Annotated in this window: 22 protein-coding genes; 11 read left to right on the top strand and 11 right to left on the bottom strand. The window is 56.2% G+C overall.

The features are described from left to right. The 5 genes from ACK4S7_RS05995 to ACK4S7_RS06015 all read left to right on the top strand — a co-directional run. Positions 1–786 (top strand): GMC family oxidoreductase (locus ACK4S7_RS05995; protein ID WP_409645118.1); only part of this gene is annotated, 786 nt, incomplete at its 5' end. 41 nt (positions 787–827) lie between these two features. Next, positions 828–2,234: a threonine synthase gene (gene thrC / locus ACK4S7_RS06000; RefSeq protein WP_409645155.1), complete on the top strand. Its 1,407-nt coding sequence runs from the start codon at positions 828–830 to the stop codon at positions 2,232–2,234. Between the two features lie 2 nt (positions 2,235–2,236). After that, positions 2,237–3,115 carry a class I SAM-dependent methyltransferase gene (locus ACK4S7_RS06005; RefSeq protein ID WP_409645156.1) on the top strand — a complete coding sequence of 293 codons (879 nt, stop codon included), beginning with the start codon at positions 2,237–2,239 and terminating at the stop codon, positions 3,113–3,115. A gap of 8 nt (positions 3,116–3,123) precedes the next feature. Then, a complete protein-coding gene (locus ACK4S7_RS06010; RefSeq protein ID WP_409645119.1) occupies positions 3,124–3,492 on the top strand; it encodes a dihydroneopterin aldolase in 369 nt (122 codons plus the stop codon). Beyond that, on the top strand, positions 3,489–4,244 hold the full coding sequence (locus ACK4S7_RS06015) for an SDR family oxidoreductase (protein ID WP_409645120.1): 756 nt from the start codon (positions 3,489–3,491) through the stop codon (positions 4,242–4,244). Before ACK4S7_RS06010 ends, ACK4S7_RS06015 begins: the two co-directional genes overlap by 4 nt. Here ACK4S7_RS06015 and ACK4S7_RS06020 read toward each other — a convergent pair. Genes ACK4S7_RS06020 through ACK4S7_RS06035 form a run of 4 tightly spaced genes read right to left on the bottom strand, consistent with a single transcriptional unit; the run spans position 4,241 to position 9,859 of the window. Then, complete coding sequence (locus ACK4S7_RS06020) at positions 4,241–5,995, bottom strand: hypothetical protein (RefSeq protein ID WP_409645121.1); 1,755 nt, start codon at positions 5,993–5,995, stop codon at positions 4,241–4,243. The two genes, ACK4S7_RS06015 and ACK4S7_RS06020, sit on opposite strands and share 4 nt — an antisense overlap. Further along, positions 5,992–7,824, bottom strand: a complete 1,833-nt coding sequence (locus ACK4S7_RS06025; protein ID WP_409645123.1) for a hypothetical protein — start codon at positions 7,822–7,824, stop codon at positions 5,992–5,994. Before ACK4S7_RS06025 ends, ACK4S7_RS06020 begins: the two co-directional genes overlap by 4 nt. Positions 7,825–7,826: 2 nt before the next feature. After that, on the bottom strand, positions 7,827–8,246 hold the full coding sequence (locus ACK4S7_RS06030) for a GtrA family protein (RefSeq protein WP_409645124.1): 420 nt from the start codon (positions 8,244–8,246) through the stop codon (positions 7,827–7,829). Positions 8,247–8,269: 23 nt separating this feature from the next. Further along, positions 8,270–9,859, bottom strand: coding sequence for an NAD(P)/FAD-dependent oxidoreductase (locus ACK4S7_RS06035; protein WP_409645125.1), 1,590 nt, complete (start codon positions 9,857–9,859; stop codon positions 8,270–8,272). Positions 9,860–10,252: 393 nt separating this feature from the next. Here ACK4S7_RS06035 and ACK4S7_RS06040 point away from each other — a divergent pair, with 393 nt between their 5' ends. Beyond that, the gene (locus tag ACK4S7_RS06040) at positions 10,253–11,794 is read left to right on the top strand and encodes a DEAD/DEAH box helicase (RefSeq protein WP_409645126.1); all 1,542 of its coding nucleotides are present in this window, start codon (positions 10,253–10,255) and stop codon (positions 11,792–11,794) included. Between the two features lie 61 nt (positions 11,795–11,855). Here the strand turns inward: ACK4S7_RS06040 and purH are convergent, their stop codons facing one another. The 5 genes from purH to ACK4S7_RS06065 are packed head-to-tail and all read right to left on the bottom strand — an operon-like array spanning position 11,856 to position 17,690. Then, entirely contained in the window at positions 11,856–13,445 is a 1,590-nt protein-coding gene (gene purH, locus ACK4S7_RS06045) for a bifunctional phosphoribosylaminoimidazolecarboxamide formyltransferase/IMP cyclohydrolase (protein ID WP_409645127.1), read from the bottom strand. A gap of 4 nt (positions 13,446–13,449) precedes the next feature. Further along, entirely contained in the window at positions 13,450–15,165 is a 1,716-nt protein-coding gene (locus tag ACK4S7_RS06050; protein ID WP_409645128.1) for a heparinase II/III family protein, read from the bottom strand. After that, on the bottom strand, positions 15,162–15,824 hold the full coding sequence (rpe, locus tag ACK4S7_RS06055) for a ribulose-phosphate 3-epimerase (protein ID WP_409645129.1): 663 nt from the start codon (positions 15,822–15,824) through the stop codon (positions 15,162–15,164). Before rpe ends, ACK4S7_RS06050 begins: the two co-directional genes overlap by 4 nt. A 60-nt stretch (positions 15,825–15,884) precedes the next feature. Further along, on the bottom strand, positions 15,885–16,412 hold the full coding sequence (locus ACK4S7_RS06060; RefSeq protein WP_409645130.1) for a GNAT family N-acetyltransferase: 528 nt from the start codon (positions 16,410–16,412) through the stop codon (positions 15,885–15,887). Positions 16,413–16,421: 9 nt separating this feature from the next. Then, on the bottom strand, positions 16,422–17,690 hold the full coding sequence (locus ACK4S7_RS06065) for an RsmB/NOP family class I SAM-dependent RNA methyltransferase (protein ID WP_409645131.1): 1,269 nt from the start codon (positions 17,688–17,690) through the stop codon (positions 16,422–16,424). 123 nt (positions 17,691–17,813) lie between these two features. Between ACK4S7_RS06065 and ACK4S7_RS06070 the strand changes: the two genes are divergently transcribed. The 5 genes from ACK4S7_RS06070 to ACK4S7_RS06090 all read left to right on the top strand — a co-directional run bounded on the left by ACK4S7_RS06070 (position 17,814) and on the right by ACK4S7_RS06090 (position 22,013). Next, positions 17,814–17,978 carry a DUF1674 domain-containing protein gene (locus ACK4S7_RS06070; RefSeq protein WP_409645133.1) on the top strand — a complete coding sequence of 55 codons (165 nt, stop codon included), beginning with the start codon at positions 17,814–17,816 and terminating at the stop codon, positions 17,976–17,978. Positions 17,979–18,084: 106 nt separating this feature from the next. After that, the gene (locus tag ACK4S7_RS06075; protein ID WP_409645134.1) at positions 18,085–19,485 is read left to right on the top strand and encodes a circularly permuted type 2 ATP-grasp protein; all 1,401 of its coding nucleotides are present in this window, start codon (positions 18,085–18,087) and stop codon (positions 19,483–19,485) included. Between the two features lie 3 nt (positions 19,486–19,488). Then, complete coding sequence (locus ACK4S7_RS06080; RefSeq protein WP_409645135.1) at positions 19,489–20,430, top strand: alpha-E domain-containing protein; 942 nt, start codon at positions 19,489–19,491, stop codon at positions 20,428–20,430. Beyond that, entirely contained in the window at positions 20,430–21,230 is an 801-nt protein-coding gene (locus ACK4S7_RS06085; RefSeq protein WP_409645137.1) for a transglutaminase domain-containing protein, read from the top strand. Before ACK4S7_RS06080 ends, ACK4S7_RS06085 begins: the two co-directional genes overlap by 1 nt. 36 nt (positions 21,231–21,266) lie before the next feature. Next, positions 21,267–22,013: a peptidase gene (locus ACK4S7_RS06090; RefSeq protein ID WP_409645138.1), complete on the top strand. Its 747-nt coding sequence runs from the start codon at positions 21,267–21,269 to the stop codon at positions 22,011–22,013. A gap of 70 nt (positions 22,014–22,083) precedes the next feature. Here ACK4S7_RS06090 and ACK4S7_RS06095 read toward each other — a convergent pair whose 3' ends face one another. Further along, complete coding sequence (locus ACK4S7_RS06095) at positions 22,084–22,476, bottom strand: acyl-ACP thioesterase domain-containing protein (RefSeq protein WP_409645139.1); 393 nt, start codon at positions 22,474–22,476, stop codon at positions 22,084–22,086. Continuing rightward, a complete protein-coding gene (locus tag ACK4S7_RS06100) occupies positions 22,473–24,557 on the bottom strand; it encodes a S9 family peptidase (protein ID WP_409645158.1) in 2,085 nt (694 codons plus the stop codon). The genes ACK4S7_RS06095 and ACK4S7_RS06100 overlap by 4 nt, the downstream gene beginning before the upstream one ends. Positions 24,558–24,589: the final 32 nt, after the last annotated feature.

Genomic DNA, 24,589 nt, shown 5'->3' on the forward strand with positions numbered 1-24,589 from the left:
CATTTGCGTAGTGTTGGCGTGGACGTAGTCCATGACAAGGCCGCGATTGGCTCCGACCTTCAGGACCATATAGATTATGTCTCCAGCTTCGAGACCGACTCCAAGGATGATTTTTTCGGCGACTCGCTCGCTGGAACAGGCAGGATGATTAAGGCGATTTTTGAACATCGTCGCAAACGTACAGGCGTGATGACCACCTGTTTTGCTGAGGCTGGCGGATTCTGGCGAACGGATGCAAGCTTGCCGGCACCCGATATTCAATATCATTTCGTACCCGCCATGCTTGAAGACCATGGCCGTTCAAAGGTGAAAGGCCATGGCTATAGCTGCCATGCCTGCGTCCTGCGGCCTGAAAGTCGGGGGACAGTTCGTTTGTCCTCTGCTGATGCCAGCCATGCGCCGGTCATTGATCCGGCATTCCTGAGCGACGACCGCGATATGGCGACTCTGCGCGCCGGCGTGCGGGCCATGCACCGTATTTTCGAAGCGCCTGCACTCGCAGCATATAATGGCAAGAACCGGCATCCCGTGGACATCAATGACGACGCGGCACTGGATGATCTGATTCGAAGCCGCGCGGATACAGTATACCACCCTGTCGGCACCTGCCGCATGGGGCCAAATGACGATGATGTCGTTGACCCGCGCCTCAAATATCGCGGCATTGACGGTCTATACGTCGCGGACGCAAGCATCATGCCACGCCTTGTTTCCGGTAATACCAATGCGCCCAGCATCATGATTGGCGAAAGATGTGCCGAATTTGTCCGCGCTGATTTGCAATAATCTTGCCTAAATGTGGCACGGCGGTTAACCGCGTGCCCGCTATGGCGATTAACGGAACAGAATATATCAGCACACGTGGCAACGCGGACGCGCTTGATTTTGCAGGTGTCACTCTGACAGGATTGGCACGCGACGGGGGGCTGTATGTGCCCCGGCACTGGCCACAATTTTCTAAAGATGAAATCAGCGCGATGCGCGGATTGTCTTATGTCGAACTTGCAGCGCGCGTCATGGCGCCTTTTACGGCAGGTGTACTGGACGAGGCGGAGCTTAAAGGCCTCTGCGCCACAGCCTATGGATCATTTGCCCATAGCGCAGTTACGCCATTGGTGCAGCTGGATGGCCAGCATTGGTTGCTTGAGTTGTTCCACGGCCCGACTTTGGCGTTCAAAGACGTTGCACTGCAATTGCTTGGCCAATTTTTCGAACGCTTTCTGTCAGGCAGCGACAAAAAACTCACTATCGTTGGCGCAACCTCCGGCGACACCGGGTCAGCCGCGATTGACGCAGTTGCCGGACGGGCACAGATCGAGATTTTTATGCTGCATCCGCACAACCGCGTGTCCGATGTACAGCGGCGGCAGATGACGACCATCCTTGCCCCCAATGTCCACAATATAGCCATTGGCGGTAGCTTTGACGACGCTCAGGCGATGGTCAAACGCATGTTTGGCGACAAGGACGTAAATGGTCCATTGACCTTGTCCGCAGTCAACTCGATCAACTGGGCACGGCTGATGGCGCAGGTCGTGTATTATTTCTACGCCGCGCTTCGGCTCGGTGGTCCTGAACGCAAGGTCGCGTTTTCGGTGCCCACGGGCAATTTTGGTGATGTGTTCGCTGGCTATGTGGCGGCGCAAATGGGTCTGCCTATTGAACGCTTAATCGTTGCTACCAACATCAACGACATCTTGCACCGTGCCTTGTCAAAAGGCGACTATTCAGTGCTTGGCGTGACGCCTACCGCGGCGCCATCCATGGACATTCAGGTATCGAGCAATTTCGAACGGCTGTTGTTTGATCTTGAAGGTCGCGACGGTTCAACGACGGCTGCGCGCATGAAATGGTTCGAACAAATGGGCAAGATGGTGCTCTCCCCCGACATGCGAAAGAAGGCCACTTTGCTTGCCAGCGCGCGCACCGATGCGGAACAGATGTCCGCCGCCATGCGATGGGCGTATGGCGCGACGGATCAGATCATTGACCCGCATACAGCCATTGCGCTCCACGCCGCACGTACTGCCGGCATCCGTTCCGATGTGCCAGTCGTGACGTTGGCCACCGCGCATCCAGCAAAGTTTCCCGATGCCGTCGAGGCAGCCACGGGTGTGCGTCCCGCGCTCCCTGCGCGCGTGTCACAATTGTTTGACCGCCAAGAACGCTTTGACGTGTTGCCCGGAGACTATGTTGCTGTGCGCGATTATGTCTTGGCACGCGCGACGCGTTGAAAATGGAACCGAATTTCGTCACCCTGATCAGCGAACCGCGCAACGATTACACGCTGATCGATTCAGGCAATGGCCGCAAATATGAATCCTATGGCGACCGCCGTTTCGTTCGCCCTGAGCCACAAGCGATGTGGGCACCGGCATTAGACGAATGGCCCGCTGACGCCGAGTTCGTTCCCGGATCTGACGATGATGGCGGTGGCCGTTGGTATAACAATAAACCCGTCCCAATAGATGGATGGCCGTTGTCGTGGAATGATGAAGTGCACTTTACGGCATCCTGCACGCCATTCCGTCATCTCGGCTTCTTCCCGGATATGGACCCGGTGTGGCTCTGGATGCGCGGGCAGCTGTCGGGTGTTACTGACCCGGTTGCGATGAACCTGTTTGGCTATACCGGCGTTGGCACCCTCGCTTTGTCTGCTGCCGGTGCGCAAATGGTACATGTCGATGCGTCGAAGAAATCGGTTGGGCAGGCGCGTGCCAATGCCGAAATGTCAGGCCTGGCGGATCGCCCCATTCGCTGGATCGTCGATGACGCCGCGAAATTTGTTGCGCGCGAAGTGCGCCGCGAAAAGCGCTATGACGGTATATTGCTGGACCCGCCTAAATATGGCCGTGGCCCCGAAGGCGAAGTGTGGCGACTTGAGGAAGACTTGCCCGAGCTCATCGCCAATTGCCGCAAGTTGCTCGATTCGAATTCAAAATTTCTTTTCTTGACCGTATACGCGGTCCGCATGTCCGCGCTGGCATTGGGCGGATTATTGGAATCGCATTTTGCCGACCTCGGCGGCAAGGTTGAATTTGGCGAACTGGCAGTGCGCGAACAAGGCAGGGGCATGCTTTTGCCTACCGCCATTTTCGCCCGCTGGTCACGTTAAGGGGTAATATGAGCGACAGTCTAATTCTTGAAGTGCACGATCTTGTCGTCAATGTCCTCACCGGCATTTACAGCCAGGAAACGCATTTGCCTCAGCCGCTGCGTATATCGATCAGCGCGACTTTGGACATGGCCCCGCATTATGCCCCGGACTCTCCGCTGTCGGCTTCCAAAAATTACATGACGTTGAAAGAGGCGGCTACAAAATTGCCTGAGGGCGTGCATTTCACGCTGATTGAAGCAGTTGCCGATCATATCATCGACAATCTGTTTGCCGACGATCCCCGCATCAGCAACATCGTCGTGAAGATCGTCAAGCTGGCCATTGCCGAAGACAATGAAGCAATTGGAATTACAATGTCACGGAGCCGCAAGTGACTGCTAAGCCGCTTGCAATCGTGACAGGTGGCAAGCGTAGGCTGGGCGCCGAGATTGCAGCGAAGCTTGCAAACGCCGGCTATTCGCTGGCTCTTGTCAGCCATGTGGATTCGTCGCCGGAACCGCCGTTAGCCGCAGCACTTGAAAAGAGCCAGACCGAGTGGCACGCGTTTACCTTTGATCTCAGCACCGGCAACCCAGATGAACTCATTGATGCGGTTTCGGTGCACTTTGGACGCACACCAGATCTGTTGGTGAACAATGCTGCGATGTTCGGGCAGGATGACTGGGAAACGATGACGCTGGAGACGCTATTAGCGCATTTCCGGCTCAATCTGTTTTCGCCTTTGTTGCTGTCAAAAGCATTGGTTCAGGCTGCTGGTCCAAAAGCCCGTCCCGCCATCGTCAACATCCTCGATCAACGGATCGTCAATCCGCATCGCGACCAGATCAGCTACACCTTGTCAAAGCAGGCCCTTGCGACCTCGGTCCGTTCCATGGCCGCGTCATTTGCTGGCCGTGCCCGTTACAATGGCGTCGCCCCCGGTCTGGTTATTTCCACAGATGATTACACCGATGACCAAGAATCGCGGCTGGCCGGGATGATGCCACTGGGCAAGCTACCATCACCATCTGCAGTGGCGGACGCCATTGTTTATCTTGCCACAGCGCAGGATGTGACCGGGCAGGTCATCTTCGTTGACGGCGGCGCGCATCTCAAAAGCTTCGACCGCGACTTCATGCATCTTTAGCGCACGCGCCAGACCTTAATGCCTTTGCCCATGACGGGCAGTGGTTCAAGCCAAGCTGGCACCTGGCCCTTTGCCATTTGCGCCCATAGCCCATCCGGATCTTTGCGCGCATAATTGGCGAGTTCCTCTTCACCGACGCATAGCGCAAAATAGTCGACACGGCGTTTTTGTAGCAGGCGGTGCGCAGAATCTGGCGTCGAAATGAAAACCCGTATGTGATCGTGCATGGCGCGTTCGTTGCGGTGATGGCTGCTCGCAACCACGCTATGCTGCGTTCGCGCCAGAATTGTCGGTGCCATGTCAAAAGGGGCGATGAACTGCCCCTTGGGTAACGCCCCAAGCTTCGCGACTGACTGGGGCGATTCGCACGCCGCAATGTTTTGCTCGCTTTGCGCCGTCTGCGCCGCCTGCCGGTCCGGCCAGCTGTCGAGAAACGCGCTGACCAATGAGTTAGGCACCGCCAAAAACAGTATCAGCGCCACGCACAGGACGCGGCGAGATGCGTTACCTTCTTGTCGATATCTTGCGAGCAGATGCGCTATCATCAACGCAGCGGGAAGAACAGCATAAGCCGATGCGACAGACACCGTGCGGAACACCAGCAATGATAGAATCAGGGCATAAAAGGTGAAAAACCCAAGGATGATTAAGTTGGATCGATCTTCCCCTGTTGCGCCGCGCGCGAGATAAAGGCTGCTCACAAATCCAAGCGCCGGCCCAACGATACATATTAGCGCCAGCCGGGGGTCTTGATGCCATATTGGCAATCCTTCATCGACATAGTTGTACCAATATTCGCGAACAAGTGGGTCAAGCGTTCCAAACGCGCCGTTTGCACATTCTGGAGCGCGCAGCACGATAGCAAGCATCGCTGCCCCAGCCGCTGTCAACATGATCAAGGCGCGCACGATGGCCTGACGCGGGGCGAATTTAAGCGCAGGCAACATGATGGCTGCTGCGACCAATATAGCCCCTATTTGTGGCGGAGAAACCGTGTCGCAATATACCGACGACGCAAGGCCCTGCGTTTGTGTTCCAAAAAAGAGGGCACATGAGGACAAGGTGAACGCACTGATGGTCCAGAATAACCGTGGCGTTTCGTCGGGACAGGCTAACCATCGCCAACCGAGGAACAGGAAAAACGCCGCTGACATTGGCGCGCCTTCCAACGAGATGTGGAGCCAGACGGCAAGCGCCGCGCCCAGAATTTGGCCCGCCGTTCGCGCATTGTTGTAAAAAAGCGATACCAAAGCCAGCACCGCCATCGCAATTTGCCACCCATGATGGTCAATCCGCATTGGCCGCAGTTGGATCAGCAATGGTACAGACATTGCAGAGATAACAGCCGCCGCGGTGCCGGCCATTCGCCCGCCAAGTTGCGTCGCCGCATGTGCGAGCAAATATATGACCGCGCCAAACAAAAGCAGCGGAACAATGGTTGACGCAATAATCTCCGCAACTGCTTGCCCAAATAATGGCGTACACAACATGGTAATGGCCGCCAATGGCAGCTCTATAAGGCGTGACCAATGCATTGGCGCGCCATCGGGCGGGTTTAACCGATATTGCCGGACATCAAACCAGCCCTGTCCATTCAGGAAATCGCGCAACTGGACCAGACGCAACTGGTCATCGGGGTCCCAGCCAACGCCGTCCCGGATATTTGCCCAACTGCTGACAATCAGCGCAGCCGACAAGAGAAGCCATATGGCCAAGACGACCCGATGCCCGGAAAGGCGCTTTTTCATCATGACAATTTGCCTTGCGGCAGCAGCGAAGGCGCTACCTCGTAAATCTGAAACGGGCCGATATCCGGCTGACGCCGAAGCCATGCGGGAACGTCACCTGCGCGCAGTTGCGCCAGCAGACCATCTGGTGCCTTGCGCGCATATAACGCCAGTTCATAGCTGCCATCGCAAATCACGACAAAGCGAATATGGCGCGACTTTATGATTTCCGCTGCTTGGTCAGGCTTCCCGGTGAAGGTGCGAATAACATCCGCCATCGCGGCTTCGTTGCGGTGATGGCCGGATGCTACCACGCTGTGTTTCGTGAACTGCAAGATGGCAGGATTGGTATCCAGCCCGGCCATGATGGCTGACGGCTGTAGTAGGCCAAGAGAAACCGCGGCCGATGATTTCTGGCATGCCCGTACCTGTGCCGTAAACCTGTCGTCGGACGCGGTGGTCGCGGTGGAGGTCTTTGCTTCGGCTGCATTGAGCTGGTCGGTGACGAGTTGCGCAGAAAGACTGGGCAGCGCGAGGAGGAGTGCAATGACCCTGAGACCCATCCGTCCCGTCAATCCGGTACGCCGCTCGGCGGCCATGAACAGTTCCAACAGCATTGCTGCCAAAAACAGATTCGCAATGGTCATGGCGTATACCGCAGTGCGACTGACCAAGGCGCCAATGAATAATGTTCCGACATAAAGCAGGCCAAGACGCAGCTTGTCAGAAAATGGCAGGTGCTTGTGACCAACGGCGACAAAGAGAAGAGCTACGCCACCAGCCAGAAAATAGGCATAAGCTGGCACGGCAAAATCCGTCGGCGCAGCCCATAAGGGCAGGCCTTCGGGCGTGCGGTCAAACCAATATACACGCACAAGTGGATCAAGCCCCGCAAAGGCGTCTCCGGCGCATTGGGGTGCCAATGCCATCATTGTTAAAATACCAGCTATGCCAGCCATGGTGCAGACGCCTAAACGCGTGCAGACAGTGTCCAGGGCAGTCCACTTACGTGCCGCCAAAGCACCCGCGGCGATGACGGTAGCCATCACGGCTAATGCAATGACATGGACACGCGACAATGCGTCACAATGATTGGGTTCCGACCAGCTTTCTGTAACGCTGAAAAACAGGAAGGCGCCGAGTGCAGCCGCAGACATGGCCACGGGAAACTGGTTATTGCGTGTGGACGCAACCGCTAGCCCCGGGAAAATCCAGCGAAGCGCCGATACGCCGAGAAATAGCGCGGCAAAGGGCAGGCCCTCCACCGATATTTCAATCCACATGGCGCAGGACAGGCCGAGAATAAGCGCCGACCATAAGCTGGCTTTCCTGTCAAACAATGCCCACAGCGCCAACGCAAAGCACAGAAGCTGCCAGCCATGATGGTCGATGCGCATTGGTGCCATTTGCAAAAGGAAGGGCATGATCGTGATGACGAGGCCGGTTGCGACCACAGCAGTCAGCGCGCCGAAAATACGGCGTGCCGCTAGAGCATAAAGGTACAAGACAGCCGCTAAAATCAGGAGTGGCACCAAAGCGGCCACCACTTGCTCAGCCAAGACTTGCCCAACAAGCGGGCGTAGCATGACAATTGCAAGCCCAAGTGGCACATCAACCAAGCGTGACCAGTGCATGTCACCGCCATAGGGCGCATTCATCCGATATTGCGTAATATCCCACCAACTTTGTCCGGCTAGCCAGTCACGCACCTGAAGCATGCGCATCTGGTCATCCGGGTCGCCCATTTTCCAGGACGATATGGCGCCGTGTGATAATGATACCATCGCCAGTGCGGCAAATAGCCAGATGCCGAAGACCAGCTTGAAAAAATGCCGCTCGGCCAGATCTTGCATTGTTACACCGGTCGCGCTTGCCGAAAAATGACAATATTCCGCAGGGCGTAGGTGAGCAGGAAAGAAATGATAATCGCGATGACCTTGGCAAAACGGGGGTCCATGCCAAGGGCCGTGCCCACGCCAACGATCGCGACGGTCATCAGTAAACCAAGCAAGGCGGATGCAAAGAACATGGCCTTTTGCTGCATGCGGGCCGAAGTGCCCTTATCGGAAACCCGATCATGAAAAACTTTGCGGCTGGACAATATCCAGTGCGCCAATATGCCAGCCGAATAGCCGATGGCCGACGCTGCCACGCTTGGGACGCTTGCCTCTAGCAGAAGCAGAAAAACAATCATGTCAGTTGCCAAGGCGGCGATGCTGACGGCGACATAGCGCAGGAACAGATTGCCGCGTAACCTATTGGCGAATTTAATCACGCAACTGCCCCCGCTCGTTCAACTTAAGCCGCTTTGCTGATCTTGTCGGCATCACGTTTTTCATCGATAGCTGCAATCCGCTTTGGCACGTCACGTTCGGACGTGAGCGCGGCGGCTTGGTCTTCGCTGACCCTGGCTGCAATGACCTGCTGCGCACCTTCGTCACCTGCTTCATGATATTCGGCGTCTTCGTTGACGTTCCATATGTTGAACACGCGGGCGCCAGCGGCGATATTTTCGACCGTTAACATGGCGGTCATCATCGCATGATCCTGATTGTTATAGCGGTGCATGCCATTGCGCCCGACCATGTGCAGCGTCGGATAGCGTGCTTCAAGTTCAGCGCGCATCGCCTCGACATTTGCGGCATAATCATCGTCATAAACCGGATAGGCTTTCTCCTGACGCACGACAGCACCGCCAACCACATCCTCGGCCTTGCACAGGCCCAGAATGGCCATTTCCGTCTTCGCCAGTTCAATCAGATCAGCATCGCTAGATGACCACAATCCATCATTTTCAAAACAGAAATATTCAAGGCCAACACATGCAATGGATGGGTCAGGCACCATTTCGGGTGACCAGCTGCGGAAATTCTGAACCCGGCCAACCTGCACCTTGCTGTCGTGAATATAGATCCAGTTGTCGGGGAACAGGTCATCCGAACGGATCATCAGCGCGACCGTCAAAAAGTCGCGGTATCGCAGATTATTCGCCTGCAACGATGTTTGCGGCAGCGGATGGATACGCGCCGACAATTCGCGCATGGGCGCTGAACTGATGACATGCTTCGCCGAGATGACAGCTTCGCTGCCATCGGCTCGCGTGGCGGACATGCGCCAGTGACCGTTGGCGTCCTGCGCCAGTTGTTTGAAGCTATGCCCCATCAAAACCGTGTTGCCCTTTGCGACGACAAAATCGCGCGCCGCGTCCCACATCATGCCCGGTCCAAGCCGGGGATAGCGGAATGTCTCAAGCAGAGTTTTGGTTTCCATGCCGTCATTCGGCTTTTTGTTCATGCCCAATGACCGCTTCAGCCCGTCCAGTACCGCTGCGCCAAGGCTTAATCCCTTGATACGTTGCGCGGCCCAATCCGCAGACATCTCGTCGCAGGGCATGCCCCAAACTTTTTCGGTGTAGGTCTTGAAAAAGATCGAAAACAGCTTGTGACCGAATTGATTGACGGTCCAGTCCTGAAAACTGCGGACATTTTTGTTCGGGAAAACTTTGGCCTTGGCATAGCTTGCCATGCACAAGGTCGAACGGATGACACCCAGGTTGAACAACGCCTCAAACGCACGCAGCGGATAGCTGTAAAATTTGCCCTCATAATAGATCCGGCTCATCCGCGGACGTTGAATGAAGTCATCAGGCAGGATTTCATTCCACAAATCGACAACTTCTTTGGATTTCGAGAAGAAACGGTGACCGCCAATGTCAAAGCGATAGCCGTCAACCTCGACCGTGCGGCTGATTCCGCCGACATAGCGTTCGTCTTTTTCAATGACGGTAACGCTATATCCCTTTTTGGTGAGCAAATAGGCGGCGGTCAGTCCCGCTGGCCCTGCGCCAATAATGGCTACATCCACATTATTCTGGCCCTGAACTGTCATATTTCCCCCTAAGAGTAGCTCTGGGGGAAGCTGTGAACGAAATGCCCTAATAGATGGTTAATGAGGCGTTACGATTGTCGGGCAGCGATCAGGCTAACGACCGATAATTGCGCAGCAGCACAAATAACTTGCTTTTGACTCGCTGTTTCGCCATAGGGCCGTCAAGCGCATGAGGCGAGCGGACAGTACCGCCGCAGTTTTGGCAGCGTGAGGGCCTGATTAATGGCTCCGCCAAACGAACAAGATGCGTAAGCTTAGAGGCTTCCCATATCACGCAGGGTTGTTTCCAACGGGTCGGCATACGCTGCTCCCGAACACCTGCTGTTGCGCCTATGCGGTCCTGATGAAAGGACGCGCATCATGGGCTGCGACGACTATTTTGAAAGTATAAAAATGTCTTTTTTCCAAGACCTGGGCCTTGCCCAACCAATCCTTAAGGCGCTTGAGGCGGCTGGCTATGATACGCCAACGCCAATTCAGCAACAGGCCATTCCTTCCCTGCTGGAAGGCCGCGATCTGTGCGGTATTGCGCAGACCGGAACTGGCAAGACTGCTGCATTTGCGTTGCCGTCGCTTCACCACTTCGCAACCAAGCCAAAAGCGCGTCAGCAATATAGCTGCCGTATGCTGGTTTTGTCGCCAACGCGTGAGCTGGCAGCACAAATCGCTGACAGCTTCCGCACTTATGGCAAGTTCCTTGGCCTCAAGGTCGATTGCGTATTCGGCGGCATGCCAATTTTCAGCCAGAAAAAGCGCCTTGCCGGCGGCGTCGATATTCTTGTCGCCACACCGGGCCGCTTGATCGACCTGATCGAACAACGCGCAGTCACCTTGAAGGACGTTGAAATCTTCGTCCTTGATGAAGCTGACCAGATGATGGACCTTGGCTTCATCCATGCGTTGAAGCGCATTGATCAGTTGTTGCCCAAACAGCGTCAGACCTTGTTCTTCTCGGCAACGATGCCAAAGGCGATTGCTGAACTCGGCAACCGCTTCCTCAATAACCCCGTTCGTGTCTCGGTTGCCCCGGCGTCAACGACTGCAGAGCGTGTTGAACAGTTTGTGACCTTTGTCGAGCAGCGGGAAAAGCAGACCTTGCTGACGCTGAAACTGCAAAGCGAAGATATTGACCGCGCGTTGGTTTTCACCCGCACCAAGCATGGCGCAGACCGCGTTGTGCGTGGCCTTGCCGGAGCAGGCATTCAGTCGGCCGCGATCCACGGCAACAAATCGCAGGGCCAGCGTACCGCTGCACTGCAGGCGTTCCGCGATGGCAAGATCAAGATCCTCGTGGCAACCGACATTGCGGCACGGGGCATTGACGTTCCCGGCGTCAGCCATGTGTTCAACTTTGAACTGCCCAATGTGCCTGAGCAATATGTTCACCGTATTGGCAGAACTGCCCGTGCGGGCCGTGAAGGCGTCGCCATGAGCTTCGTTGCTGGCGATGAGCGTGGCTATATGAAGGATATCGAGCGTTTGACTGGCGTTCGCGCCATGACACTTGGTCTTCCAGAAGGCTTCCGTGCAGCCGTCGCAGCATTACGACCCCCCGTTGCCGATAAGAAGCCGCAACAGGCCCGTGGCGGTCGCGGTGGTGGTCAGCCAGGCGGTGGACGCACCAACTATGCTGGCAAGAAACTTGGCGGCAACAATGGTGGCACCGGCCTCAATGGCGAAACCCGCAACCGCACGCACACCCCGCAAGGTGGCTGGCAACCAGCCATCGGCCCACGCGACGGCAGCCGTGAAGGCAGCCGCGATGCGCGTCCACGCAACGACAACGCGTCTACTGGTGATCGTCGTCCAACAGCGGACCGTGCCTTTGCCGCACGAAGCGAAAATCGTCGTGATCCAGGCGCACCTGCGCGCAATTACGGTCCAAAAAAGGGCGGTAATGGCAATTATAAGGGCGCCGTCAAGCGAGCTGTGTAAATTAGACAATAGTTAAAAGCCGTCATGCTGACTCACGTTCAGCATGGCGGCTTTTAGTTTATCAGTGCCTGAAATGCCGCATGCCGGTAAAGACCATGGCCAAGCCAGCTTCGTCAGCGGCGGCAATCACTTCCTCATCCCGCATAGACCCGCCGGGCTGGATAACGGCTGTAGCGCCCGCCTCTGCAGCGGCAAGCAAGCCGTCAGCAAAGGGAAAGAATGCATCTGAAGCGACCGCTGAACCCACGGTCCGTGGGGTCGCCCAGCTGTAAGTTTCCGCTGCTTCTTTTGCCTTGATGGCCGCGATACGTGCGCTATCACGTCGGTTCATTTGGCCTGCGCCGATGCCTGCCGTTGCTCCGTCCTTGGCATATACAATCGCGTTCGACTTCACATGCTTGGCAATGGTCCAGGCAAAGCGGCAATCCGCCAGTTCCTGCGCACTTGGGGCTCGTTTCGTAACAACGGCAAAATCACTGTCGGCAACATGACCATTGTCGCGTGACTGCACTAACAGTCCGCCGGTGATCGGCTTTAAACTTAGCCCGCCACGTTTCGGGTCGGGCAATTCGCCTGTCAGCAACAAGCGCAAATTCTTCTTCTTGGCGAAAACCGCCTTGGCCGCATCGTCGGCGGCAGGCGCGGCGACCACCTCGGTAAATATCTCCGTTATCGCTTCCGCTGTTGCCGCATCGAGCGGCCGGTTGACGGCAACAATACCACCAAAAGCCGATACGCTGTCGCATTCCAGCGCAGCGCGGTAGGCCTCGATCAATGTTGCGCCAGTGGCAACGCCGCACGGATTTGCATGCTTGACGATAACCACGGTCGGCGGCCCGTCGCGAAATTCGGCAACCAGCTCAAGCGCTGCATCAGCATCATTGTAATTGTTATAGGAAAGCTCTTTGCCCTGAACCTGCTCGGCTTGCGCAATGCCGGCAAGGTGCGGCCCTGCGGGTACATAGAGCGCTGCACGCTGATGCGGGTTTTCGCCATAACGCAGCTCGGCGACTCGGTTGCCATTGACTGCAAGCATATCGGGAAATAATTGCTGTTGGTCGGCAAAGGCGAACCACTGGCTGATCATGCTGTCATAGGCGGCGGTCGCCGAATAGGCCTTTGCTGCGCATTTGCGGCGGAAATCATAACTGGTTTTGCCATCGCTCTCCTCAAGCTCGGCAATCAAGTCGTCATAATCCGCGGGATCGGTCAGGATGGTGACAAAAGCATGGTTTTTGGCGGCGCTGCGGACCATTGACGGCCCGCCAATATCAATATTCTCAATAATTTCATCCCGCGACGCGCCTTTGGCTACGGTCTGCGCAAAAGGGTAGAGGTTAACTACCACAAGGTCGATCGCACCAATCCCATGTTCCACCATCGCGGCGGCATGTTCGGGATTGTCTCGTACTGCCAGCAGTCCGCCATGCACCATGGGGTGCAGGGTCTTGACGCGTCCATCCATCATCTCGGGAAAGCCCGTCAGCTCGCTAATGTCCTTCACTGTCAGGCCAGCTGAACGGAGTGCCTTGGCCGTCCCTCCGGTTGAAACCAGCTCGACATGTCGCGCAGCAAGCGCATGACCAAGCTCGACCAATCCAGCCTTGTCGGATACCGACAAAAGGGCTCGTTTAATGACGACGTCTTGCATAATTTTATCCTAAATGGCGCAGTTGCCAGCTGATATGGATGCCGCCTTTACCAGTGTCGGCGGCAATCACAAGTTGGCGGGTGGGATGAGGGCGGCCATTTTGGTCAACCCAAAGGCTATCGTCGACAGACAATATGCCGCCCGCGGTAATGAACACCCAGTTGCTGCCATCGGCCATGCGCAACAACGCAGTTTGCGGCTTATCCGAAGGCACTATCTCGATATCCGGCCCCAAGTGAAAGCGCACATGCGCAGTGACATTCTCCTTGGGCTTGGCCCCCGGGAGCAGCGTGTCTTCACCACGTAATTCCATCCCGTCGGAACGCAAAGTAAGCAGGCGCGTATGGCTGTAGCCAAAACTTTTGGCATAGCCGTCATGGCTCGCCTCTATGCGAGTCGCCTGGTCGATGTCGCGACGTTCCAGCCCAACTTCCGCCACGCCTTTTCCAAGCTGTCCACCCGCCAAAATTGCGGTGGAATTTGTATCGTTCAGGCATAAGGTGGAATGCGCTGCTGTGGTGCGCAGACCTTTGGCCAGTGCGGCAGGGATGGACGCGCCGACCAGTGCAGCGCCGCCACAGTTGATGATAATTCTTTGCGCTCCATGCGACAGTTCGAAAGCGAGCGTGGAGGCACAGCCGGAGGCCGATTGGCGCGCAAGTGGTGGCGGCCCCGCGTCCAGCAACAGCACAGACTTGCCCGCAGATACGCGCTGGTACCCCCAATCAAGCGCTTGCCGGTGGGCCCGCGCACGGACTTCGCTGGCGGCCACCAATGCCGCGATCCGGTCCGAGGCGATATGCGCTGACCCCTGCCAAGCCCCAAGACCGCCATCGGAATGTGTCAAGCCAAGCAAAGCAGGCACGGCGCGCGCCAAAGCCTCGGCAAGGAAATCGGGAACCATTTCCTTTTGCGCCACATAACATTGTTTTAACAGGCTCAGCAGGCCAATGAGTTCCATCAACTGGATCGGCGATCGCGAAACCACCCCGCCATCGGGGAAGATTGTAATACGTAAAGACTCAGCCAGCCCATCTTCGCCCACTGCGCGCCGGATCTTGCCTTCGGGCAAAAGAAGCGATGCAGCCACGACGCCGGCCCAGCCGACTGTCTTGGCAAAATGGCTTTGCGCCCGTGGCGCAGATTGATCCAGATGGCGCGCAACCCTGGCAAAATGGTTGATCACGCGTGACCGGTAAATTGGGTCCGTGCTGCTAAGCAGATAGGGAGAGGCAGCCGCCATGTTCAAAAGCCGCCACGCACAATTGTCGACGCGCCATGCCGGCTCCCGCGTCTTCATCCCGTTGGCGATCAGCCAAGCGTCAGCAATTTGGGCCGCGACGGGCGCACCATCACTGCGGTTGGTCGCAGCAGCCAGATCGCGAAGCCAGTCAAATCGATGGATATAATCGGTCAATGATGGCGGCAAATCGAGCTTTTGATAATCCAGCCCGTCAAAGGGCTGCTCGAAACCCTGATAATGGAACTTGCCCATCCGCAAAGCTTGCCCTCGTGCGGAATTGCCCTCCAATGGGTCATGTGGCACCGCAAGCAAACGCAACGGCACTTTGCCCTTTAGGCGACCACTGTGCAACGGCGTTCGCCACGTCAACTTGTAGAATTCGAGAGACAGGCGCTCTAGAATATTTTGGCCCGCGCCTTTGGGCCTGACGATCAACGCCGTCTGCGGTTGATTATTGCCTTCCACACCGCGGGTCATTCACCCCTCAACGCCCGGATATTGGCAGCATAATGCTGCGCACCACCCTTGAACGTGGCCGTGCCTGCCACCAGCGTGTCAGCCCCCGCAGAAATCGCGAGCGGAGCCGTGTCAGTGGTGATGCCGCCGTCGACCTCAAGCCGGATATCGCGTCCGGTCTTGTCGATCATTTTGCGGACCGCTTCAATTTTACGCAACTGGCTGGATATAAAGCTTTGTCCGCCAAAACCGGGGTTCACGCTCATGATCAGCACCAAGTCCACATCATCGATAAGATAATCGAGCATCTTTGCTGGTGTATGCGGGTTCAAAACGATGCCCGCCATCTTCCCCAGCGATTTGATCAATTGCACAGTGCGGTGCGGATGCGGCCCGGCCTCTGGGTGGAATGATATGATATCAGCCCCCGCATCGGCGAAATCCTGGACATATTGGTCTACTGGCGCAATCATCAAATGCACGTCAAACGGCTTTGCGCTATGCGGACGAAGCGCCTTTACGACAGCCGGACCAATGGTGATGTTGGGGACAAAATGCCCATCCATGACGTCGACATGAATCCAGTCACATCCTGCAGCGTCGATAGCGCGCACTTCTTCACCCAGCCGTGCAAAATCAGCTGACAAAATCGATGGCGCTATGCGGATGGCGCTGGACATATAATGCGCTTAGACGCTGGATTCTCAGTGGGCAAGGCGGCGCGCGGCGTTATGCACAGCTTATCGCGCGCTTTGGTGCGGCTCACGGCGATAAAGAAACAGGTCGCCGATGACGTCATGCGATTCTGCAAATTTGGCAAAGCCAAGCTTGCTCGCAACATTGTGCGACGCGCTATTGCCAATGTCGATAATGCACCGGATTTCACCGAGCGCATTTGCATCTGCCCAGTCCAAAATTGCCGTCATGGCTTCAGTCGCATAACCCTTGCCCCACATATCCGGCGTAAAGGCCCAGCCGGCCTCGGGAAACGAGTCCAGTTCGGGTATGCCGCGCTCGAACTGTGCAAGCCCGCCATTGCCGGCAAACCGTCCGGTATCGCGCTCTATGAACGACCAATAGCCATAGCCGAACATTGACCACATACCGATACCCTGAAGCATTTTGCCCCAACTGGTGTTGCGACTGCGTGGCTCGCCGCCGATAAACGCCGTCATCCGCGGGTCGGCCCAGGCCGCGGCATAATCCTCCCAATGCGCGCGTGACATGGGTTCGATGGACAGCCGCTTGGTTGTAAGGGTCGGTGCCATCCTGTGTGCTTATCCAACGCGGGTGAAACGGGCCACAAAGAAACCATCTAGACCGCCCTGTTCCGCCAACATCGGCGGCATCGTGCGGACATGCCCTGCTGCGTTGGCAACCACGCCAGTTGGCAGTTCGTCCGCTGTCACAGGCTGCGTTATATATTCCGGATGCCGCGCGAGAAACGCCTCTGCCTGCGCCTCACCTTCATGCGGTTCAAGCGAGCAAGTGGCGAAAACCAGAGTGCCGCCCGGTTTCACCCATTCTGCAGCGCGGTCCAGCATCGCGCTTTGGATCGCGGCAAGATTGTTGATCGCTTTCAGGTCAATACGCTGCAACACATCGGGGTGCCGGCGCATTGTTCCCGTCGCGCTACAGGGCGCATCCAGCAAAATTGCGTCGAATGGCTGCGACGGCTTCCAGTCCATCACATCGGCATTGACGCGTTCTGCATTCAACTGCGTCCGCTCCAGATTGGACATCAAGCGATCCATACGCCGCGCGCTGTTGTCGAGCGCAGTGACCGTGAAGCCCGCGGCAGAAAGCTGCATGGTCTTGCCGCCCGGCGCTGCACATAAATCCAGTGCGCGCTTGCCAGCGCCCTCACCCAAAAGCCGCGCCGGCAGGCTGGCAGCAAGATCCTGTACCCACCATGCGCCTTCGTCATAACCCTCGAGCTCTTCCACCGCCGTGCCACGTGGCAAGCGCACATGGCCGGGCATCAGGCTTACGCCGCTCAATCGTTCTGCCCATGCGCTCGTCTGCGCAGGTTCACGCAAGGCAAGGTCAAGCGGCGGTGGTTCGGATAACGCTTTTTGCGCACCAGCTATCATGTCATCGCCCCACGCCGGATGCCAGCGCATCATGGCGGCTTCGGGAAGCGACGGTGTTTCCGGCAGGGTCACTTCAGCACGCAGCAATGACCCCAACACGCCATGCACCAGCCGCCTTGGCCCGCCATCAACGAGAGGAAGTGCAGTCGCGATGGCGGCATGGGCGGGTGTGCCCAGACGCAGGATCTGCGCAAGTGCTAGTCGAAGGACCATCCTGGCCTTGGCATCATCGGGCAAGGCTTGCTTGGTCTTGCTGTCGATTAGCTGATCCAGATCGACTGCCCAGCGCAACGTCTCCTGCGCAATTGCGATCGCTAACGCGCGATCGGGCGGCGAAAGGCCCTTGGTGGCATTCGCAGTCGCCTGATCCATGGGCGTGCCCATGCGCATGACAGTATCAAGCAGCCGCAAAGCAGCGCGTCGGGTGGGCAGGCCGGAAATTTCTTCGTTCATACTGAAGCGCAGTAGGCGTCTGCGGCACACAAGTGAAGAGCGGTTATGCGTGGTTGCACCTTGCAAAGGAACCTTCGAACACCAATGTTTAATTCTACCGATTTCACCTGAGGAACATCTAACATGGGCAAGCGTCCACCACATGTCAAAGCGCCGGAATATCTTTCCAAAAGCCCGCCGGTTCCCGAACCAAAAGATGTCGTCCGAGAGCCCGAACCAGACACGGAGCGACCCGACCCGGTCCGATATGGTGACTGGGAGCTGAAGGGTGTTGCAATAGATTTCTGAACGTTTGGCTGCTCATTTTTTGTGCAGGTGCGAAGTTGCTTGTTCTCTGCATTTTTTTTGGGCAGATACTGGGGCAATGGCATCAAAACCGCCCTGCTTCGATGAAATGCTGAACGAGGACGGGACCCCGCGCGCAGCATACACTGCCTATCACAAATGGTTCTCCGAACAGGACAGCACGCACCTTAAGCAAAAGGCCCGGGATGCAGAGGAATTTTTCCGCCGGACCGGGATCACCTTTGCCGTCTATGGCGATGATGAGGCCGAAGAACGACTCATCCCCTTCGATATCATCCCCCGCATCGTATCCGCACGCGAATGGGCCAAGTTGTCACGCGGCATCGAACAGCGGGTACGCGCAATCAACGCTTTCCTGCAGGACATCTATCACCGGCAGGAAATCGTGCGGGCGGGCCGCCTGCCCGTTGAACTGCTCGAAAAGAACGATGCCTTTGTAAGCCAGATGATTGGCTTCACGCCTCCGGGCGGTGTCTACACGCATATCGTCGGCATTGACCTTGTCCGCACTGGCCCTGATGATTTTGTCGTGCTTGAGGATAATGCTAGGACACCTTCGGGTGTGTCCTACATGCTCGAAAACCGCGAAACGATGATGAACATGTTCCCCGAACTGTTCAGCAGCATTCGCGTCCGTAACGTCAGTGATTATCCAAAGAATCTGCGGGCATCGTTAAGCCGCGTTGCCCCGCCTGCCTGCAAGGGCGACCCTGTCGTTGCAGTGCTTACCCCTGGCATCCACAATAGCGCCTATTTTGAACATGCTTTTCTGGCAGACCAAATGGGCGCGGAGCTGGTCGAAGGTCACGACATCCGTATTGTTGATGGGCGCGTCGCGATGCGGACGACGCGCGGCTATCAACCCATAGATGTGCTGTATCGGCGGTTGGACGACGACTATCTCGACCCGCTCATTTTCCGGCCGGATTCTGTTTTGGGCATTCCAGGCATTTTCGACCTTTATCGCGCAGGCAAGATTACCATCGCCAACGCACCGGGCACTGGCATTGCAGACGATAAGGCGATCTATAGTTACATGCCGGATATCGTGGAATTTTATACCGGTGAGCGGCCCATATTGAAGAATGTCGATACATGGCGCTGTTCGGAAAAGGATTCGCTTGCCTATGTGCTCGACCATTTGTCCGAACTGGTCGTAAAGGAAGTGCATGGATCTGGCGGTTACGGCATGCTCATTGGTCCTGCGGCCAACAAGAAAGAGCTGGCCGATTTTCGTGCAAAGCTATTGGCAAAGCCAGCCAATTATATCGCGCAGCCGACCTTGGCGCTGTCTACCATCCCGATCTTTGCCAATAGCGGCCTTGCCCCCCGCCACGTCGATTTAAGGCCGTTCGTTCTCGTATCTCCGGACAAGATCGACATCACCCCCGGCGGGTTAACTAGGGTTGCCTTGCGCAAGGGCTCGCTGGTGGTCAACTCCAGTCAGGGCGGTGGCACCAAGGATAGTTGGGTCGTGGATGATGACTGAGTCATGTTAGGCAAAACCGCATCCGGCATTTTTTGGCTGTTCCGCTATCTTGAGCGCGCGGAGAATATCGCGCGGCTCATTGAAACCGGCCATCGCTTCACGCTGACCCGCAACAGCGGGCGTCAGGACGAATGGCGGTCAATCCTCGCCGCACTGGGAATGGATGCAGCCTACCGCGCGACGCATCAGGATTATAACGCAGCGCAGGTGGTCGACTATCTGCTGCGCGACAAACGCAACCCCGGCAATTTGCGCAACCTAATCGACAGCGCACGCCAGAACGCACGCACGACACGCACAGCCATTACCCGCGAACTGTGGGAGGCTGTCAACGAATGCTGGATATGTGTCAACGACGGCCTGAAGCGCCAGATACGCGAAGCCGATCTGCCTGCCACGATTGACCTGATTGAGCGGCAGACCGCGATGGTGCGGGGCGCACTTGAGAATACGATGTTGCGCAATGACGGATATAATTTCAGCCGCATTGGCAATTTTATTGAACGCGCGGACAGCATGGCGCGACTACTTGACGTCAAATATTATGTGTTGCTGCCCTCGGTTTCCTTCGTTGGATCTTCGCTCGACAATATTCAGTGGGAAACCATTTTGCGTTCGACATCCGCCTATAGCGCCTATCGTTGGCTGTACCCGGGCCGGGCAAGCGCGCTTGGTATTGCCGAGTTTCTTATCCTCGACCGGCGTTTCCCGCGCAGCCTCGCCTTTTGTTATGGAAAGCTGACTGACAATCTGCGCCATTTGGCGATGTCTTATGGTGTGCAATCATCCAGCCTTGTCGAAGCCGAACGCATTTACGCAAGCTTTGCATCGCTAACCGCTGCGTCGATACTGGAAGACGGGTTGCACGAATTCCTCATCGAATTCCTGTCGCAAAACCGCAACCTCGCACAGATGGTGGAACAGGAATATAGGTTCAACAACTGATGCTTCTGTCCATACACCACATCACCGAATATCAGTTTGATCAGCCCGTACGCTATGCCTTGCAACGGTTAAAGCTGCGGCCCAAGGACGGTGCAGGGCAGACCGTGCTTGATTGGCAGATTGTCATCGACGGGGGCAAGATCGAAGCTGAGCATGATGATCCGCACAACAATCATGTGACGTTGATTTCCATCGAAGAGGGCCGAACCGCGATAAAAATCAGCTGCAGCGGACAGGTCGAAACAGCAGACAATCACGGCATATTGGGCCGCCACCGCAGTCATGTACCTTTATGGGCCTATTGCCGCCCCACCCGCCTCACAGGCGCTTCCCGGGGCGTACAGAGGCTATTGGCAGGCATTGACCGGTCGGCATCGGACAAGATTGGCATGCTGCATGAATTGTCCGCGCACATCCTGTCAACGGTGGAATACCGCACTGGTGCTACAGATGTCGCCACCAATGCCGAGCAGGCGATTACCGCTGGCGCTGGTGTGTGTCAGGACCATGCGCATATTTTTATTGCCGCTTGCCGGTCGATTAGCATTCCGGCGCGTTATGTTTCGGGCTATTTAATGATGGATGGTCGCATTGAGCAGACAGCTAGCCACGCCTGGGCAGAGGCGCATCTCGACGGCCTCGGCTGGGTCGGATTTGACATTTCCAACGGGATCAGTCCTGATGGCCGTTATGTGCGCGTCGCGACCGGCTTTGACTATCGCGATGCCGCGCCGATATCCGGCATGTCATTTGGTGCGCGTGACAAGAGCATGGTTGTATCCTTGCGCGTCGAACAGTAGGAATCCAGAAACAAGGCGGGGGCCATTGGTTCAAGAATGACTTATTGCGTGGGAATGTTACTCGACAAAGGCATGGCTTTCATGTCCGACACGCGCACGAATTCGGGCGTGGACAATATCTCGACCTTTCGGAAGATGTTTAGCTGGTCAGTACCGGGCGAGCGGTTCATAACCATGATGACCGCCGGCAATCTGGCAACGACGCAGGCGTTGATCAGCCAGTTGGAGGAACGGAATAAAGCGCCCAACGACCGCAAACCATCCATCCTCGACGCGCCAACAATGTTTAAAATTGCCAATATCATCGGCGCCACTTTGCGTGATACGATTTCCGCGCGCGCGCTAACTGGTCCCGTCGCTGCCAGCCCGACCCCTAATTTCAACGCAAGCGTCATCCTGGGCGGACAAATTGCCGGTATGGAACCTCGGCTATACCTCATATACCCCGAAGGCAACTTCATCGAGGCCAGCGCCGAAACGCCGTTTTTCCAGATTGGCGAAACCAAATATGGCCGCCCGATTTTGGTGCGCGGCTTTGAATCGCACATGTCCTTTGCCGACATCACGAAGCTGTTGATGGTGTCGTTTGACTCCACGCTGAAGGCCAATCTGTCGGTCGGTATGCCTTTGGATTTGATGCTGTACAAAAACGACGAATATGCCGCATTTCATGAACGCCGGATCACCTCAACCGATCCTTATTTCGAAAGCATTTCAGATAGCTGGAGTACCGCCCTGCGAAATGCGTTTCATTCGTTGCCGGATTATGTGCTGGACGAATAAAGGTCGGTTATTGCTTCCCAAGAGGGCGCAAGATTGTTTGCAATTTCTGTCATGCTGAACCTGTTTTGGGTTATCCCATAAAGGGAGCGGCAATTTCCGGACGTACACGGGCCAGTCGCCCCGTCGCCTTGTCAAGCATCGCCCAAGTGGTGTTCGCCCGCACGATGACTTTTCCATTAACATCAATAAAATCGACACGCCGGTCGAACTGAGCACCCTTGGGTGCGCTCTCGATCCATGTCCGCGCCGTAACGCTCTCACCTGCCACAATGTTACCGCGATAATCGATCTCGTGCCTTGTCACGACCCAGAAATACGCCGCAATATGTTCAGGTGCGGCGACCGCCTGCCAATGCGAAGTCGCCATATCCTGAATCCACCGCACCCAGACGGCATTGTTGACATGCCCAAGCTCGTCAATGTCGTCCGGGCTTGCGGTAAAGTTTCGTTCAAACGGATTCATTTGTCGGATTTGGCCAACCCCATTTGCCAAATCAGGAATGCCGCTTCCTCGGCATTTTCCCGCAGCCGTTCAAAACGCCCTGACTTGCCGCCATGGCCTGCACCCATATTGGTTTTAAGCAGCAACACATTGTCATCGGTTTTCATATCGCGCAGCTTTGCGACCATCTTGGCAGGTTCCCAATAGGTTACGCGCGGGTCGTTCAATCCTGCTGTCCACAGCATCGGGGGGTAGGCCTTCGCTTCGACATTGTCATAGGGCGAGTAGCTGCGGATATAATCGAACGCCGCCTTATCAGTGATTGGGTTGCCCCATTCAGGCCACTCGCCCGGCGTCAAAGGCAGGTCCTTGTCGAGCATCGTGTTGAGCACGTCAACGAAGGCGACATGGCTGACAACCGCGCCAAACAGTTCAGGCGCCTGATTGACAACTGCGCCCATCAGTTCGCCACCAGCCGAACCGCCGCTTGCGGTTACCTTGCCTTTGCTGGTGAAACCAAGATCGATCAGACCCTTTGCCGCATCGACAAAATCATTGAAGGTGTTCGTCCGCTTCGTCAGCTTGCCGTCGAGATACCATTGGTAGCCCAGATCATCGCCGCCCCTTATATGCGCGATCGCATAGGCAAAACCGCGATCCACCATTGAGAGCCGGTTAGCGCTGAAGCCTGGCGGTGTGGCATAACCATATGCGCCATAGGCATAGAGATGCAGCGGCTGGCTGCCGTCCTTGTTGAAGCCCTTTTTGGTCAGGATGGAGACAGGCACCTTGGTGCCATCGCGCGCGGTGATCATCACGCGTTCAGTCACATATTGGCTCGCGTCATATCCGCTCGGGATTTCCTGAACCTTCAATGTCTCCAGGCGGCCGTCAGCGAGATGATAGTCAAATACCGTATCGGGCGTGACCATCGATTCATACCCAAGCCGCAGCTTCGTCACGTCATATTCGGGGTTATCGCCAAGGGCAGCATCGTAGCTTGCCTCAGGAAATTTGATCGCCTGAACCTTGTTCGCGTCGGCATAGTCGCGGATTTCAACTTGATCGAGCCCTTCCGTGCGACCTTCGGTGACGTAGAAATTCTTGAACAGCGAAAGTCCGGTTAAATAATGGCGGTCCGATCCTGCAATCAATGTCTTCCAGTCACCGGGTGCTTTCAGGCTGGCTGTAGCAACGCGAAAATTCACATGATCGTCATTGGTCAGGATGAACAATGTGCCATCGCGGACATCGACGCTGTACTGCCGCCCTGTTTTGCGAGGGCTCACCATTATTGGAGTGGCGGTCGGATCACTCGCTGGCACCAAGCGCACTTCGCTTGTGACATTGTCGCCGGTGCCGATGACGATCCAATCCTCTTGCGCGGTCAGGCCAACGCCCACACCAAAGCCAATGTCCTGTTCCTTATACAGCAGCTTTGCCTTGGTCAGATCTTCTCCCAGCCGGTGATACCAGGCGTTGTCCGTCCTCCAGTTTTCGTTGGCGACGCCATAGACGACGCCCTTGCTGTCCGATGACCAGACGATGCCCGAGAGGGTGCCGGGAATGACATCGCTCAATTCTGCGCCAGTTTCGAGATTGCGGAAATGCAGGTCAAATCGCTCTGACCCATTGTCATCATAGGCATAAGCCAAGATTTTGCCATCCGGGCTGACTTCCGCTGCGCCCAAACGAAAATATGCCTTGTCCTTGGCCAGTTCGTTTTCGTCCAGAATAAGCTGGTCCGCACCGCCGGCAACTGCCTTGCGATAATGCTTGCGATATTGCGCGCCTTCTTCGAACTTCGACCAATAGATATAGTCGCCATCCTTTTGCGGGACGCTGCTGTCGTCCTCTTTGACGCGGCCCTTCATTTCCTGAAAGATGGTTTCAGTCAGCTGTGCTTGCGGCGCCATTTGCGCCTCAAAATATGCGTTCTCTGCCTTTAAATGTGCCAGTATCTCGGCATCATCAATGGTGGGATAGCTTTGATCTTTCAACCAATGATATTCATCCGTCAGGGTTACGCCGTGGTAGGTCGCCTGATGCGGGCGCTTGACGGCGATCGGGGGCTTAAATTGCGCGGCGGCTTTTTCAGTCATGGCTTCTTTCTGGGCAAATGCGGACGAAGATA

The sequence above is a fragment of the Sphingorhabdus sp. genome (assembly GCF_046292425.1).
Lineage (GTDB): Bacteria > Pseudomonadota > Alphaproteobacteria > Sphingomonadales > Sphingomonadaceae > Sphingorhabdus_B.